This is a genomic window from Bradyrhizobium australiense (genome assembly GCF_013114825.1).
In the GTDB taxonomy this organism is placed as follows: Bacteria; Pseudomonadota; Alphaproteobacteria; order Rhizobiales; family Xanthobacteraceae; genus Bradyrhizobium; species Bradyrhizobium australiense.
The window spans coordinates 522,111-536,986 of sequence record NZ_JAAVLX010000007.1 but is presented as its reverse complement, the minus strand read 5'-3'; the positions used below and the strand labels follow the sequence as shown (position 1 = coordinate 536,986).

Below are 14,876 nucleotides of genomic sequence, written 5' to 3'. Positions count from 1 at the left end.
GTGTTATTCGGCCGCAGCCCGCGGATTGGTTTTCCAGGCACCGGCGGCAGGACGTGGCAAGCCGAGATTTTCGCGCAGCGTCTTGCCGGCGTAGTCCTTGTGGAACAGGCCGCGGCGCTGCAATTCCGGCACCACATGCCTGACGAAATCGGCGTAGGAGCCGGGCACGATGGTCGCCGCGATGACAAAGCCGTCGCAGCCGCGTTCGACGAACATCTCCTCGAGCTTGTCCGCGATCTCCTTCGGACCGCCGACGATCGCGTCCTGCACCTGGCCGCGGCAAGGTGACGAAGTCGCGCGCGCTGGGATTGGTCTTGCCTGAATTCTTCAGCACGCCGTCGCGAATGCCCAGGATTCCCTGCATGCTCTTGAGCTCGTCCAACGTCAGCGGCTCGTCGAGCGGCTTGGCGGCAAAGTCGTAGTTCAGCGCTTCCGCGAGCAGCGACAGCGCATCGATTTCCAGCGGCAGCTTGTTGATCAGCGCCATCTTGTCCTCGGCCTCCGCTTTGGTCGCGCCGCAGACCGGCGTGGTGAGGTTGCAGAGGAACATCTGGTCGGGATCGCGGCCGGCTTTCGCCGCTTCGTTGCGGACCGCCGCATAGCCTTCCTTGGCGGCGGCCACATTGCGCGCGGCGGTGAAGATCACCTCGCCCCATCGCCCCGCAAAGCGCTGGCCACGGCCGGACGCGCCGGCCTGGATGATGACGGGATGGCCCTGCGCCGAGCGTGGCACAGTGAACGGACCGCGCGACTTGAAGAATCGTCCATTGTGGTCGAGCCGCTTCACCTTGGCCGGATCGGCGAAGCGGCCGCTTTTCTTGTCCATGATCAGCGAGCCGTCTTCCCAGGTGTCCCAGTGGCCGAGCACGACCTCCATAAACTCGTCGGCGCGATCGTAACGGAAGTCATGTTCGAGATGGGCATCCTTGCCCATATTCTGGGCCTCGCCGTCATTGAGCGAAGTGACGACGTTCCACCCCGCGCGTCCGCCGGACATCAGATCGAGGGTGGCGAAACGGCGGGCGACGTCGAACGGCTCGTAATAGGTGGTCGAGCAGGTCGATCCCAGCCCGAGCTTCGTCGTGACCATGCCCATCGTGGTCAGCACGATCAGCGGGTCCATCTTCACGCAGCGGATGCCGTATTCGACGGTATGGGCGTGGTCGTTGCCGTAACGATCCGGCATCGCCAGGCGGTCGTCGAAGAACGCCATGTGGAACTTGCCGGCTTCGAGAATCCGGGCGATCTCCTGGTAGTAATTGGCCGACATCGAATCGTCGCGCGATTCCGAGTGCCGCCATGAGCTCGGCAGATTGGTGCAGTTCTGCGCCTGCAAAAATCCCACCAGCGCCATTTGCCGTGTCATGCCGTTCTCCTTGTGCTGGCGGGATTGGATTTCATTTCAGGTCGAGTTCGGCGAGCAGTTTGTAGTCCGTCGCCAGCGCCTTCAATCTGTCCCAGGTGGCGTGCTCGACCTCGATGCCGTCGCGCCTGCGCTGTTGCTCGCGGATATGCTCGATCTCGCCGGGATAGAACACGCCGGGCGAGCCTTCCGACGGCGGCGTTGACTTGAGATAGCGCGCGAACTCGCCGACCTCTTTCTCGAAATCCTTCAGGGGGCGGAAGGCCGCCACGTTAAACACCGCCATGAAGCATCCGTCATTGTGACGGCCGGTCGGCTCGACGCCAAAGCCTAAGCCCGTGAGCAGGCCGCACAGCACTTCCACCATCGCAGCCAAGCCTGAACCCTTGTAGCCCTCGCTGCCACCGAGCGGCAGCAGTGCGCCGCCCTTGCGATACTGCGTGGGGTCTGTAGTGTGCCGTCCCTCGGCGTCTATGATCCAGCCTTGCGGAATCGGTTCGCCGCGCGCGACCGACAGCGCAATCTTGCCGGCCGCCACCGCTGAGGTCGCCATGTCCAGATAGAACGGCGCCTCGAGGTCGGACGGCACCGCAATCGAGATCGGGTTGGTGCCGAGCCTCGCCTCGCGTCCGCCGAACGGCGCGACATGCTTTGGCGAACGGCCGGAATCGGCAGCGGCAATTCCTATCATGCCCGCCCGCATCGCCATCAACGGATACGCCGCGAGCCGCCCGACATGGCTTTGCCGGAACACGGTACAGGCGGCGACGTTGGCGGTCTTCGCCTTCTCGATCGTCAGCGCCATCGCCTTTGCGTTAACGTGAAAGCCGAATCCCCAATGGCCGTCGATCACCGTCGTGGTCGGCGATTCCCGGACGATGGTCCATTTGGCGCCGGGTACGATATGGCCGGCCTTGATGCGGTCGATATAGGTCGGGATCGCGATCACGCCGTGCGAGTCGTGGCCGGCGAGATTGGCGTTGACGCAGCCGACGGCGACCGCACTGGCTTCCTCTTCAGTCGCGCCGGCGGCCTTGAGCAGCGCCGCGCCGATTCGCGTGAGACGGTCGGCATGGACGATCGGCATCGGAATTTCCTCACCTTGAACGCCCACGCGAACCGCGGGTCTTGCTTGGTACCGGCATGCTCTCAAAGCGGCGGCGACAGGGCAAGCGTGGAAATATCCTGTTAGCCATGCTGTCGGCACGGCCCTCGCGTATCAGGAATTTCATCCTGCAAAATTCGAAAATTGCTGCGGCGGGCCCCGCATCCCGGCCGGCGCGCGCCAGCGGTATGGCTGACAAATCGTAAATGGGCCGTAGTTCTCCGGAGCGGCGTCGTTCGTCGTTGGTCTGACATTTACTCTGAATCGCAACTCCTGGCCGCCAATAACGAGCATTTAGGCCTCCCACACGCATAAATCGGCGGGGGCAGCCCGGCGCTGCCGGAAGGGAGCTTGGGGACGGTGAAGACCGATATCGCGCGCACACTCGCGGCGTTGAATGCGACCAACGAAGCGATTCTGTACGCCAAGTCGCCCGAAGAACTGTATGCGAAGGTTTGCGAAGCCGCGTTCTCGGTCGGCGACTTCCTGGCTGTGGCGGTCTTCCTGCTGGAGAGGGAAGGCAATCTCCTGCGCTTCGCCGCCGGCTGCGGCGATGACGTGCCTCGCCTGCGCAGCATCGACATTTCGATCGCGGCCGGTACGCCTGAGGGATCCGGGGTTGCCGGACAGGCTTTCCGCGACGGGCGTGTATGCGTCAGTAATGATTTCCTGAACGACCCGCGATCGCTGGCATGGCGCGACGGCGCCAAGGCCGGCCAGGTCGGTGCGGCGGCCGCCCTGCCGCTGCTCTGCAATGGCGAGAGCGTCGGTGTGTTGCTCGTTTCGCGGCCCCAGGCCCACTCGATCGACGGACAACTTGTCTCGATGCTGGAGCGCGTGTCGGCGAACGTTTCGTTTGCGCTTGACAATTTCGACCATGAGGCCGCGCGCAAGAACGGCGAGCGCGCGATGCGGCGGTTGAACCGGATGTTCGGCGCGATCAGCGCGACCAACGAAGCCATTCTTCGCGCCAAGACTGAACAGGACCTCTATCAGCGCGTCTGCGATGCCGCCGTACATAGCGGAAAATCCGCGGCCACGGTGGTCCTGCTTGCAGAGCCGGACTCGATCTGGTTGAAGCCGGCCGCCGGGACAGGCGCAATCGTCGAACAGATCATGCGCGCGCCGTTCTCGATCGACGCGGGCAATCCGTATGGAACCGGCGTCTGCGGCAAGGCATTCCGGACGCAGCAGCCGGCCGTCAATAACGACATCCTCAGTTCAACGCAGGGGCAGCCCTGGCATCAGGCTGCCCGCGAGACGGGCGTTACCGCCTGCGTCGCCGTTCCCCTGATCAAGGCGGACGAGAGCATCGGTGTGCTGCTGTTTTTCGTCGGAAAGCTGTGGGCGGAGGACGAAGAGATCGTCGCGCTAATGGCGCAAATCGCGGAGAACGTTTCGTTCGCGCTGGAGAACTTCGAGCGCGCCAGCGAGAAGGCGCGGGCCGACGCCCAGAAGGAACGTCTGGCGCGTATGCTGGCGGCGCTCAGCGCCACCAACGAAGCTATCGTTCGTGCAACTTCACGGGCGGAGCTGTTCGATCTGGTATGCGAGGCCTCGGCGAAGGGCGGCCGGTTTAACTCCACCAGTATCCTGTTGGCCCGCCCTGACAGCTACGATGTCGATCTGGTGGCCGTTGCGGGACCGACGGCAAACAACATGCGGCGGGTCAAGGTCTCGACCAACGCGGATCTACCCGAAGGGCGCGGTCTCTGCGGCAATGCGTTCCGCTCCAGGCGCGCTTGCATCGCCAATGACTTGCGAGCCGATCCGCGAGGATCTGCATTTCGTCAGTTCATTCACAGCGATGGCGCTATGTCGGGCGCTGCATTTCCGCTGCTCATTTCTGGTCAAGCCGTCGGCGTGATGTTCTTCATCTCGTCCGAGAAGGACACGTTCACACCCGAATTTGCCGAACTGCTGCAGCGGCTCACGGAGAACGTATCGTTCGCGCTGGAAAATTTCGACCGTGCCGACGAGAAGGCGAGGACCGAAAGCCAGAAAAAGCGCCTGACGCGGATGTTCGCTGCTTTGAGCAGGACCAACGAAGCCATCATGCGGGCCAAGTCCCGCACCGAGCTCTTTGATCTCGTGTGCGAAGCTGCAGCAGAGGGCGGCAGATTCACGTCGACTACCATTGCGCTGGCTACTGCGGGCAGCGACCTTCTCAGAATCGTGGCCGCCTCGGGCCCGGCAGCCGAGACGACGCGGCACGTCAGGTTGTCCACGGATGAAAGCCGTCCGGAGGGACGGGGGCTCAGCGGAACGGCGTTCCGAACCAGGCGTCCGTGTATCACCAATGATTATGGTGGCGACCAGCGCGTTGCCGCCTTCCAGGCCGTCGTAGGTAGCTATGGCGCCCAGTCAGGCGCCGCCTTTCCCCTCTTGGTGCGCGACGAGCCCGTTGGCATCATGATTTACATGTCCTTGGACAAGGATACCTTCACCCCCGAATTCGTCGAATTGCTGCAGCGATTGGCCGACAATGTCTCGTTCGCGCTGGAGAATTTCGACCGCGCCGACGACAAGGCGAGGACCGAAATCCAGAAGGAGCGCTTGACGCGCATGTTGGCGGCGCTGAGCGCGACCAATGAAGCGATCATCCGCGCGACATCGCGGGCGGAACTCTTCGAGTTGGTATGCGAGGCGGCGGCCAACGGCGGCAAGTTCACCCTGACCTCCATCGTGTTGGCGAAACCCGAGAGCGATTATCTCGACGTGGTCGCTGCCGCCGGTCCGACTGCCCTCAGCGCGCGTCTGGCAAGGATATCGGCCAGTGAAGCGCACCCGGAGGGACGTGGGCTGTGCGGTCAGGCGATCCGTTCGCAGCGGCCTTGCATCATCAACGATTACCTCGCTGATCCCAATGCCGAGGCGTTTCACCATAGAGCGCGTCTTGATGGTACCAATTCCGGCGCGGCATTCCCCCTGCTGGTGCATGGGAAGGCCGTCGGCGTGATGTCTTTCATGTCGCTCGAGAAGGATACCTTCACGACCGAATTTGCCGAGTTGTTGCAGCGGCTCGTTGATAACGTATCCTTTGCGCTGGAGAATTTCGAGCGCGCGGATGAGAGGACCCGGGCGGACGAGCGGATCGAATATCTGGCGTCGCACGACAGCCTGACCAACCTGCCGAACCGGGAAATGTTCAGCAGCATGCTTCGCCGCGCGATCGACACCGCCGCGCGCTACCAGCGGCAGTTTGCGCTGCTGTTCATCGACCTCGACAGGTTCAAGGTCATCAACGACTCGCTCGGACACGACGCGGGCGACATGCTGCTGGTGGAGATCGGCGGCAGGCTGCGGCGCGCACTGCGTTCGAGCGACATCGTGGCGCGGCTCGGCGGCGACGAGTTCGTGGTCATTCTGGAGGAGACAGCCGAGCGCCACGAGGTGGAGCGCATCGCCGGCGAACTTCTCTCCATACTGAGCCAGCCGCTGCAGCTCAGCGGTCACGAATGCCAAACCACCGCCTCGATCGGGATCGCGATGTACCCGTCCGACGGCGCCGACATGCAGACGCTGACCAAGAACGCCGACATGGCAATGTATCTCGCCAAGGAGGACGGCAAGAACGGCTTCCGCTTCTTCACCAAAGAGATCAAGACGCAGTCGATCGAGCGCCTGACGCTGGAGAGCGCGCTTCGCCGCGCACTGGAGCGCGACCAATTTTCGCTGCACTACCAGCCCAAGATCGACATGGAGAGCCGTCAGATCACCGGCGTCGAAGCTCTGTTGCGCTGGAATCATCCCGAGCTCGGCACGGTCTCGCCAGGGCAATTCATCCCGCTCGCCGAGGAAACAGGATCGATCGTTCCAATCGGCCGCTGGGTGCTCAAGGAAGCCTGCGCGCAGAACATGGCCTGGCAGCGCCGCGGCCTGCGGCCGGTGACGATGGCGGTCAATCTGTCGCCGCGGCAATTCGCCGATCCGCATCTGCTGCACGACGTCGACGAGGCGCTGTTGGCAAGCGGCATGTCGCCGGTGCTGCTGCAGCTCGAAGTCACCGAAAGCATGGTGATGCGGAATGTATCGCGCGCGATCAAGATTCTCGATGCGATTCAGAGTCGCGGCATTCGCCTTGCAATCGACGATTTCGGAACCGGCTATTCGTCGATGTCACTAATGAAGCAGTTCCCGATCGATACCATCAAGATCGATCGCTCGTTCGTCCGCGACCTGCCTGTCGATTCCGAAGACCAGGCCATTGCGCAGGCGATCATCAGCATGGGCAAGGCGCTTGGCATGACCGTCATTGCGGAGGGGGTCGAGACTATCGAGCAGGAAGTCTTCCTGCGCAACCACGCCTGCGACGAGATGCAAGGTTTCTTGTTCTCGAAGCCGCTGCCCGCAAAGCAGATGGCTGATCTGCTTCGGGCCGAACCGCGGCTCTCCTCGCCGCCGCTGCAACCGGAAGCCGGGTCAGGGTTGAAACGCACCGTCGGCTGACGGCTGCGGGTGCAGCTCACGCGCGAGCTTTGCGTCCGGAGCGTCAGCCTTGCGGGGAAAGTCGTCCGGCCAGGGCAGGGACGTCTGCCCTGCGAAGGCTTTGAGGAGGAGTTCTGCCGCGGTGGCATACGTCGCCTGATTGGGCAGGCCAAGCTCGGCACACCATTCCGCCGGCAGCGATTGCGGCGCCTTGCGCAACTCCATCGCCGGCCCCCACCACCATGCCGGGGCAGGCGATCGTTCGGCTTCGGGAACAGCCCGCCAGCGCGCGTATTCGCCGATCAAGCGTTCGAACTGCAATCGCGCCGCCGGATGCATGCCATCTCCTGTCATCAGATGATATCTGCATCCGCACGCGGCGCAATGCGTGTCAGCCGGTCATTGCCGGCCGTGCTGCCAGTGCGCGGTCACATCTGCGCCCGATTTATTGAGATGCACGTGCTGATCGACGTGATCGACCCATGACACCGGAATGAAGTGGTGATGCTCACCATCAGGCGAGCTCTGTTTGGTCAGCTTGATCTTGTCGGTTCCTTCGAGATGGTCGACTTTTCCGACCGTCTTCCTGTCCGACGAGATGACGTCCATATGTTCCTTGATCTGCGCGGTAACAGCCATGTCCTATATCCCTAAGATGGTTGGAGGACACATAAAAACGCGCCGCACCCAAAATAGTTGCCTGCGGGAATAGAACCCGGCGAGGCCGGGGGTCACTTCTCTTCTGCCGCCGTCGAGGTCGCCGGACCTTCGCCCATGATCAGCACGGTGTCTTCATCCTTGGCGCCGTCCCAATGCACCTGCTTGCCGAAATGCGTGACGAAACTGCCGGCCGGCATCGGTGTCGTGTTGGCCGTCGAATTTTGACCACGTACCGACCCACCACGTGCCCGCAGCACGACGATGTAGCGATCGTTGGGATGGAAGTGCGGGCGGAGAAATGATTGCCCTTGGCCCACTTGTTGTAGACCATGTAGAAGCCGGGCTTTGCGGGATCGCCGACCACGACCGCGCTTTGCGCGCCGGTCGCATTGACCGGACCCCAGGGGATTTGGTCCGGCAGTTTGTAGATGACCGCGGCCGGATTGAGCTCCGCAGCGGCTCCGATGCCTGCCATCGCGGCGAGCGCCAGCAGCGTCGTGAGGTGTCGCCAAGCTCGCCTTGCCAGCTTCATGGAGTCGTCCCTCGATCGGCTCGTCAGTTTAAGTCGGCTCATCTTTGCTGCCTGTCCACCCAACTGGTCCCGTTCTCGGGAAGCAAGGTGCGCATATGCATGGTGACCGGCGGCTGCGATACGCATGATGCCTACAACGCAGCTGCAGCATGAAAAACGGATTTACGCCCGCCATTGTGATGCTAGGTTGCCGCCCAACTGAAAACAGCCATGGGAGGACTAGTTTCATGAAGCGTTTGTCGATACTTGCGGCCGGCCTGTTGATGGGCGCGGCCGCCCTTCAAATTTCCAGCGTGGCGTCCGGCCAGAGCGATGGTTGGGTGACGCTCGTCGACGGCAACAAGATGGGCGACTGGACCGAGGTCGGCAAAGCCAATTGGGCGATGAAAGACGGCGCGCTGGTCGCAGACAAGATCACCGAGGGCAAGGATCCCTCCTATCTCGTCAGCAAGGCCTCCTACAAGGATTTTGAGATGAAGGTGGAGTTCTGGGCCGACGATGACGCCAACAGCGGAATTTTCATTCGCTGCGACCAGTCGGCCAAGATCGACGCCAAGATCTGCTACGAGGTCAACATTTTCGACAAACGGCCCGATCCGACCTACGGCACCGGCGCAATCGTCGATGTCGCCAAGGTCGACCCGATGCCGAAGGCGGGCGGCAAGTGGAATACCTACGAAATCACGGCCAAGGGGCCGCATCTCGTCGTCGTGCTGAACGGACAGAAAACCGTCGACGTCCAGGATTCAAAACACGCCAGCGGCCCATTCGCGCTGCAATACGGTTCGGGGGTGATCAAGTTCCGCAAGGTGCAGATCAAGCCGCTGTAAGGCCGTCGAGTGATCGTGGACGCCCTCTCCCGCTTGCGGGGAAGGGCGGGTGGGGGTGCCGCCGCATCGGGATAGTCCGTGTGGTTGGAAGATTGCCGCGCCTCAATCCCGACCAGGCGCACCCGTCTTCAGCGGGTGAGCCTTCCTGTGCCACGCCCAGGCGGTGCGGATGATCGTCGCCAGATCCGAATGGGCGGGACGGAAGTTCAGTGTCGCGCGTGCGGCGGAGGGATCGGCGACCAGATAGGTCGGGTCACCCGCGCGGCGCGGCTTGATCACATGCGGCACTTCGCGACCGGTCTCGGCCGCGATCGCCGCGAGGATTTCGCGCACCGAAAAACCGTTACCGGTACCAAGATTGAAGGCGCCGCCGGTGTGCCCCTCGAACAATAGCTTGAGGGCAAGCACATGGGCAGCCGCGAGATCGGTGACATGGATGTAGTCGCGGATCGCCGTCCCGTCAGGCGTCTCGTAGTCGTCGCCAAACACGGCAAAGTCGGGCACATGTCCCTGCAGCGCCATCATGGCGCGGGGAATGAGATGGGTTTCCACCTCGCGCAACTCACCGATGCCGCCGACAGGATCGGCGCCAGCGGCATTGAAGTAGCGCAGCGCGAATGAGCCGAAGTCATAGGCCGTGCGATAATCTGTCAGCACACGCTCGATCATCCATTTCGAGGCGCCGTAGGGGTTGATCGGGGCGCAGGGGTAGTCTTCGCGAAGCGCCTTGCTGTCGGCGTTGCCGTAGACCGCACCGGTCGATGAAAAAACCAGGCGGTTGCAGTCGGCCGCGCGCATGGTCTCGAGCAGCGACAGCGTGCCGGCGAGATTGTTGACGTAGTATTTCTGCGGATCGGCAACGGATTCGCCGACCAGGCTCGACGCGGCGAAGTGCATGACCGCCTCGATTTTGTGCTCGGCAAACGTCCGCGCCAGCAGGGCCTTGTCGGCGATGTCGCCGACGACCAGCGTGCCCGCGGCAAAACTGCGGTGGCCGGTCGAAAGATTGTCGTAGACGACGGGCTGATAACCCGCCGCATCCAATGCCCGGCAGCAATGCGAGCCGATATAGCCCGCGCCGCCGGTGACGAGAATGGCTGGACGGCTGCTCATCGGTTCCGTATCCCGTTGATGTGCTTCGATCGGTTCCTGTTCAGCAACAGATAGAGCGCGCGCGGATTGGTGGTCAAATAGCGCCAGAACAGGCGGCGCGGCTCCAGCCAGATGCGCCAGGCCCATTCGAGACCCGCATGCTGCATCCACAGCGGCGCGCGGGCGCGGCTGCCCGACAGGAAGTTGAACAGCCCGCCCGACGTCTTGATGACGCCGACATTGGAGAGGGCGGGCGCGAATTCCTCGACGAAGACCTGTTCATGGGGAACGCCGAGCGCAACCCAGAGATAGTCCGGCGCCAGCGCGTTGATTTCGGCGACCTTGGCGCGCAACGCCTCGCCCCGAACATAGCCGTGGCAACGGCCGACGATCTTGAGATCGGGATACTGCCTGCGAACGCTGGCGACCGCGGCGGCATTCTCGGTCTCGTCCGCGCCGAACAGGTAGAAGGTCAGGCCGGCCGCCTGCGCCTTGCGTGCGACCACGTGGAACAGGTCGGTAGTCGCGACGCGTTCGGGCAGCGGTGTCCTTGATTTGAACCGTGACACGGTCACCAGCGGCTGGCCGTCGGCATTGATCAGATCGGCGGTCCGGAACAGCCGGTCCGTCATCGGTTCGGTCGAGCAGCGCGCCAGCACCTCGCCATTGGCCGAGGTCAGATAGAGCGGACGATTGATGCGGCGCTGCGGGAACACCACGTCGATCATGAAGTTCGCCGTCTGCTCGAGATCCAGCACAGCAAGCCGCAGCCCGCCGAGCGTGACGCGTGGTATGCCGGCCGTGGCCGCTCGCCCGACGGGATTTGCGCGGCGCTCAAGCATATTGCTTGTCTCTCTGCTGTCCGACGGCCGCCGGGTTGACTTCGCTGAGGACGACACCGACCAGCTTGCGCTCGGCCCCGCCGAGGGCTGCGATGATGTCTTCCATGCTATCGTTGATATCGAGGTGTACCGGGAGGATCGCAACTAGTCCCTCGGCCAAGTCGAGCAATTTCCGGTCGGTCTGGCACCACGGCATCGCCGGTCCGTCGAGGATTACGAGGTCATGGCCGCCGGTGGAACGGGCCTGTGCAATTGCCTTTCGAATGGCGTCGCCCGCCTTTGCGTCCGTAGCCTTGATGGCCGGCAGGATCGAAATTCCGTTGGCGGTCTGAATCGCGCGGGGTGCCTTGGCGACGATGTTGAGCCAGCCGAATCGGCTGGGCTCGCTCTTGTCCAGATGGCCCACCTTGCCCGACAGGGCGCGTCCCTTGAGGTCGGCATCGATCAATAGCACCTTGGCGCCGTCGCGCGCTGCGGCGAGCGCGATGTTCAGCGCGGCGATGCTGCAGTCTTGATCCGGGCCGGCGCCGATCACGGCCATCACGGGCAGCGTTTGCCCGGCGCGCTTGGCCAGCGCCGTGCGCATCTCGCGCATGGCATTGAGGACGGTCATCAGCGGAAAGCCCGCGCGCAGCGTCGGCCAACCGAATCGAGTGACGTCGGCGGTGCCATCAGTCGCAAGGATGCCACTGAGCGTGCGCATCACGTCGGCTTCCTGCAGGCGCGCGATCAACGGCTTTTGGATCAGGCTGACCGCGGGTTGCGCCCGCAGTTCAGAGACGGGCGGCTCCGTCGCAGCCTCAGGCGCGGCCGGCTCCTTCGAAATTTCCGACGGCGTCTTGTCCCGGGGCTGAAGCGGGTTCGTGCCCGGCATCAACTGATTGGCCGCGACGGTCCAGCCGGCGGCTGCAAGCCCGCCCAGAACAAAGCCGATCATCGCGAGCAGGCTCATGGCTGGCGGGAAGGTGCGCCGCTGCGGCACGGTGGCCTCGCCGATGATCCGTGCGTTCGAGGTGTTCAGGCTCTCCTGCTCTTCGGTTTCGCGCGAGCGCTTCAGGAATGACTGATAGACGTCGCGGCTCGCCTCCACTTCCCGTTCGAGCTCGCGCAGGCGCACCGAGGCCTGGCTCATCTGCACGCTCTGGCGCTTCTGGCTCTCCAGCGCCTTGTTGAGCGAGGCTTCGTAGTCGCGGGCGCGGATCAGGTCGTTCTTCGCGGCCTGCGCGAAGCGATCGACCTCTTCATTGATTGCGCGGCGCAGGTCCTGCACCTGCTGCTCCATCTGGCGCAGCGCCGGGTGACGCGGTCCCAGCTCGCTCTGCAGTTCCGCCTGGCGCTTGCGCGCCTCAGCATATTGCGCGCGCAGATTGGCGATGGTCGGCGACTGCAGCGCCTCCGGAATGGCGCCAGCGTCGGACGATGCCTTGCGGCTGGCTACGATCTGATCGTATTTGGCCTGCGCGTCTAGCATCAGCGCACGTGCCGCGGCGAGCCGTTGGTTGCTGGCGGAGAGCTGCTGGTCGCTGATCAGCGTGTCCTGGGTGCCAACGAAATTGTTCTGCGCCTTGTAGACCGCAAGCGTGTTCTCGGCGTTACGAAGCCGCTCCTGCAGTTCCTTCAGCCGGCCGGAAAGATCGGTGGTCGCGCGCCGCGCGGCGGCGGCCTGCGACTGCTTGGATTCGGCCAAATAGGCTTTCGAGATCGCATTGGCGAGCATCGCCGCCTTGTCCGGCTCGTACGACCAGACGTCGATATCGACAATGAAGGTGCGGTCGGTCTTCTTGACGTTGATGTGGCGATTGAGCGCTTCCAGTGCGCCCATCTGAATTTGCTTCTGCTGCTCGGCGGTCGGGCGCCGCTCGATTCCGAACAGGCCGAGCAGTGATCCGAGGAGGCCCTTGGCGTCGCCGCCGCCGAACTCCGGATCCTTTTCCAGATTTGTATCGCGGATCACCTGCAGCAGTACGTTGTTCGAGGTGATGACGCGTGCCTGGCTCTCCACCACCATGGCAAGGCCGGAAATATCCTGGGCGCGGGGCGTCAGTTCGCGGTCGACCAGCTGCAATTCGCGGGGATCGACGTAGAGCTGGGCGGAGGCGGTGTATTTCGGCGTCAGGCTCTTGCCGACCGCAACGGCAATACAGGCGAAGATCAGCGCCACTAATGCGATTGCGACCTTCCGTTGCCAAAGCAGTTGGGCCAGATCGAGCACGCTGAAGCCGGCCGGCGCGGTCACCGCGGCGGGTCTGGCGTCAGGCTTTATCGGCTGGTCATAGATAAGCATCGTCCCCAGCTTCCATTCGAACTGCCGCACGCATCGGCTGAGGGGTTACTCTTCGGGTCACGCCAGGCGCGCCGGAAAAAAGCGCTGAAAAAACGCAACAGGGAAAATTAACCATACTCACGGAGGGACTATTCACCGAAATGGCAAACAAAGCGTTTAACCGCGCGCGCATCGCATCGCCTCCGCCATTGTCAGGACCGGGATTTTCCGCCGCGATGCCGCCGCGAGCGCGTGAGCGAGCAGGGCAGGCGAGCAGCCATAGGGGCTTGGCCGGTCGATGACGTCGTGGCCATAGAAAATTAACCATCCATTATTGGTTTGCGCTTCGTCGAACGCGCGGTCGATGCCGTCGCGATCCATCTCGCGATCGATCAGCGGCACGGCGCGCAGGAACTGCAGATCCACGCCGCCGCTGTTGACGCCCTGGACAATGCTGCGGCAGGTCTGGAACTCCTTCCTGAGCTGATACTTCCGGGCGTAGGAGCCGTAGCCGAACGGATAGGCAAAACTATCGACCCAGATCGAAGGATCGAGCGCGCGGAGGTAAGCGCGGTTCCGCATGATCTCCTGTCGCATCGCGGTCTCGTCGAGGTCGCAGGCGCGCAGATGAGAGAACGTGTGGCAGCCGATCTCGTGGCCTCGACGGTGAAGCGCAATCACGTCGTCCGCATCGCCCGCGACCCAGTCCGGTGCGTCGGCGCCGACCAGGCTGCCCGAGACATAGAACGTGCCGCGCGCGCCATGCGCTTCCAGCATCGCAGCGCCGGTCGTCACCGCGCTCTTTGGCAAATCGTCGAAGGTGAAGCTGACCATCGGCGTGCTGTTGCGCAGCCGGAACAGATCGACGCGCAGGTGCATCGCCAGCCGATGGCCGACCTTCGCCCTTGCTTCTGAGAACATCGCGTTCATGGTCTCAACGCTTCCGCAGGATCACGTGGTAGTCGCCATGCCGAACGTCGGCCTTGCCCGGCAGGAAGAAGTTCATCACGCGCGCGGCGGCATCGACCAGGGCTGCGACCACGGGCATGCGCAGCCGCATCTCCGGATAGCGCGGGCTCTCATACTGCTTGCGATAGATCATCTGCAGGCCGTGCTGTTCGGCGAATGCCTCCAGATTGCAAAGTGTGACCAGCGGATGGAATAGCGTCGGGAATGGTGCGTGACCGGGCAAGCCGGCTTTGTTGTCGCCGCGGACGTAGCGGTAGAACCAGACATGGAACCAATGCGGCGAGTACTTTGTAACGAAGCCGGACAGCGAGCGCGGATTGGGCGCGCCGATCAGGATTAGGCCGTTCGGCTTCAGCGCTTCGCAGAAGTGCAGCAATGCGGCTTCGACATCGGGTACGTGCTCGATCACGTTGTAGCAGATCACCAGATCGAAGCTGTTGGGCCGGAAGCGATAGGTCTGGATGTCGCCGAGAATCGCCTGCTGCGCATAATCGTTGTTGCGGATCTGATCCTCGTCGATGTCGACCACGGTGACGTGGGCACGGTGCAGCACCTTGAGCGGCAGGAAGCTGGTCGAACCGCCGCCGGCTTCGTAAATCGAGAGTTCGCCTTCAGGCAGAGTCGCTTCGAGGATGGCATGAACGGTCAAGAGGCTGTGCCGCGCCTCGCCATGGGCCAGCTCGAGCAGCGCCTGCGGATGCTGCACGGCTTCCGGAGAATTGGCTGCCGGCGCGTGGCCGATCGTGACTGCCTCGTTCATCGAGTTCATCCATTCCGACGTGGAGGTTGCCT

At 63.1% G+C, this 14,876-nt stretch carries 11 protein-coding genes and 1 pseudogene; 2 read left to right on the top strand and 10 right to left on the bottom strand.

What is annotated here, in order from left to right; genetic code table 11:
• Positions 1 to 3 precede the first annotated feature (3 nt).
• Together HCN58_RS23165 and HCN58_RS23160 are read right to left on the bottom strand one after the other, a co-directional pair.
• Positions 4 to 1,366 (bottom strand): annotated as a pseudogene (locus HCN58_RS23165) (LLM class flavin-dependent oxidoreductase).
• 31 nt (positions 1,367 to 1,397) lie between these two features.
• Positions 1,398 to 2,450, bottom strand: coding sequence for an Ldh family oxidoreductase (locus HCN58_RS23160; protein WP_171581676.1), 1,053 nt, complete (start codon positions 2,448 to 2,450; stop codon positions 1,398 to 1,400).
• Positions 2,451 to 2,828: 378 nt separating this feature from the next.
• Here HCN58_RS23160 and HCN58_RS23155 point away from each other — a divergent pair, with 378 nt between their 5' ends.
• Positions 2,829 to 6,917 (top strand): bifunctional diguanylate cyclase/phosphodiesterase, encoded by a 4,089-nt coding sequence (locus tag HCN58_RS23155; protein WP_171581675.1) that lies wholly within the window; start codon positions 2,829 to 2,831, stop codon positions 6,915 to 6,917.
• On the opposite strand, the gene HCN58_RS23150 is transcribed toward HCN58_RS23155, so the two are convergent.
• From HCN58_RS23150 to HCN58_RS35345, 3 genes are all read right to left on the bottom strand, one after another.
• Positions 6,891 to 7,235 carry a hypothetical protein gene (locus tag HCN58_RS23150; RefSeq protein WP_171581674.1) on the bottom strand — a complete coding sequence of 115 codons (345 nt, stop codon included), beginning with the start codon at positions 7,233 to 7,235 and terminating at the stop codon, positions 6,891 to 6,893. The genes HCN58_RS23155 and HCN58_RS23150 overlap by 27 nt on opposite strands.
• Positions 7,236 to 7,295: 60 nt before the next feature.
• A complete protein-coding gene (locus HCN58_RS23145) occupies positions 7,296 to 7,535 on the bottom strand; it encodes a DUF2171 domain-containing protein (RefSeq protein WP_171581673.1) in 240 nt (79 codons plus the stop codon).
• A 92-nt stretch (positions 7,536 to 7,627) separates the two neighbouring features.
• Positions 7,628 to 7,873 (bottom strand): cupin domain-containing protein, encoded by a 246-nt coding sequence (locus tag HCN58_RS35345; protein ID WP_210266104.1) that lies wholly within the window; start codon positions 7,871 to 7,873, stop codon positions 7,628 to 7,630.
• Between the two features lie 442 nt (positions 7,874 to 8,315).
• On the opposite strand from HCN58_RS35345, the gene HCN58_RS23135 reads away from it, so the two are divergent.
• The gene (locus HCN58_RS23135; protein ID WP_171581672.1) at positions 8,316 to 8,918 is read left to right on the top strand and encodes a 3-keto-disaccharide hydrolase; all 603 of its coding nucleotides are present in this window, start codon (positions 8,316 to 8,318) and stop codon (positions 8,916 to 8,918) included.
• Positions 8,919 to 9,020: 102 nt separating this feature from the next.
• Here HCN58_RS23135 and galE read toward each other — a convergent pair whose 3' ends face one another.
• The 5 genes from galE to HCN58_RS23110 all read right to left on the bottom strand — a co-directional run bounded on the left by galE (position 9,021) and on the right by HCN58_RS23110 (position 14,844).
• Positions 9,021 to 10,031 (bottom strand): UDP-glucose 4-epimerase GalE, encoded by a 1,011-nt coding sequence (galE, locus tag HCN58_RS23130; protein WP_171581671.1) that lies wholly within the window; start codon positions 10,029 to 10,031, stop codon positions 9,021 to 9,023.
• Complete coding sequence (locus HCN58_RS23125; protein ID WP_171581670.1) at positions 10,028 to 10,852, bottom strand: WecB/TagA/CpsF family glycosyltransferase; 825 nt, start codon at positions 10,850 to 10,852, stop codon at positions 10,028 to 10,030. Before HCN58_RS23125 ends, galE begins: the two co-directional genes overlap by 4 nt.
• Entirely contained in the window at positions 10,845 to 13,136 is a 2,292-nt protein-coding gene (locus HCN58_RS23120) for a GumC family protein (RefSeq protein WP_171581669.1), read from the bottom strand. Before HCN58_RS23120 ends, HCN58_RS23125 begins: the two co-directional genes overlap by 8 nt.
• Positions 13,137 to 13,292: 156 nt before the next feature.
• Positions 13,293 to 14,045: a polysaccharide deacetylase family protein gene (locus HCN58_RS23115; protein WP_235983797.1), complete on the bottom strand. Its 753-nt coding sequence runs from the start codon at positions 14,043 to 14,045 to the stop codon at positions 13,293 to 13,295.
• 4 nt (positions 14,046 to 14,049) lie between these two features.
• Complete coding sequence (locus HCN58_RS23110) at positions 14,050 to 14,844, bottom strand: class I SAM-dependent methyltransferase (RefSeq protein ID WP_171581854.1); 795 nt, start codon at positions 14,842 to 14,844, stop codon at positions 14,050 to 14,052.
• Positions 14,845 to 14,876 lie beyond the last annotated feature (32 nt).

Excerpts from the sequence above, each read along its gene's own strand:
- HCN58_RS23150 (WP_171581674.1), bottom strand. The coding sequence starts at position 7,235 with ATGCATCCGGCGGCGCGATTGCAGTTCGAACGCTTGATCGGCGAATAC.
- HCN58_RS23125 (WP_171581670.1), bottom strand. The coding sequence starts at position 10,852 with ATGCTTGAGCGCCGCGCAAATCCCGTCGGGCGAGCGGCCACGGCCGGC.
- HCN58_RS23145 (WP_171581673.1), bottom strand. The coding sequence starts at position 7,535 with ATGGCTGTTACCGCGCAGATCAAGGAACATATGGACGTCATCTCGTCG.
- HCN58_RS23120 (WP_171581669.1), bottom strand. The coding sequence starts at position 13,136 with ATGCTTATCTATGACCAGCCGATAAAGCCTGACGCCAGACCCGCCGCG.
- HCN58_RS23135 (WP_171581672.1), top strand. The coding sequence starts at position 8,316 with ATGAAGCGTTTGTCGATACTTGCGGCCGGCCTGTTGATGGGCGCGGCC.
- HCN58_RS23160 (WP_171581676.1), bottom strand. The coding sequence starts at position 2,450 with ATGCCGATCGTCCATGCCGACCGTCTCACGCGAATCGGCGCGGCGCTG.
- galE (WP_171581671.1), bottom strand. The coding sequence starts at position 10,031 with ATGAGCAGCCGTCCAGCCATTCTCGTCACCGGCGGCGCGGGCTATATC.
- HCN58_RS23115 (WP_235983797.1), bottom strand. The coding sequence starts at position 14,045 with ATGAACGCGATGTTCTCAGAAGCAAGGGCGAAGGTCGGCCATCGGCTG.
- HCN58_RS23110 (WP_171581854.1), bottom strand. The coding sequence starts at position 14,844 with ATGAACGAGGCAGTCACGATCGGCCACGCGCCGGCAGCCAATTCTCCG.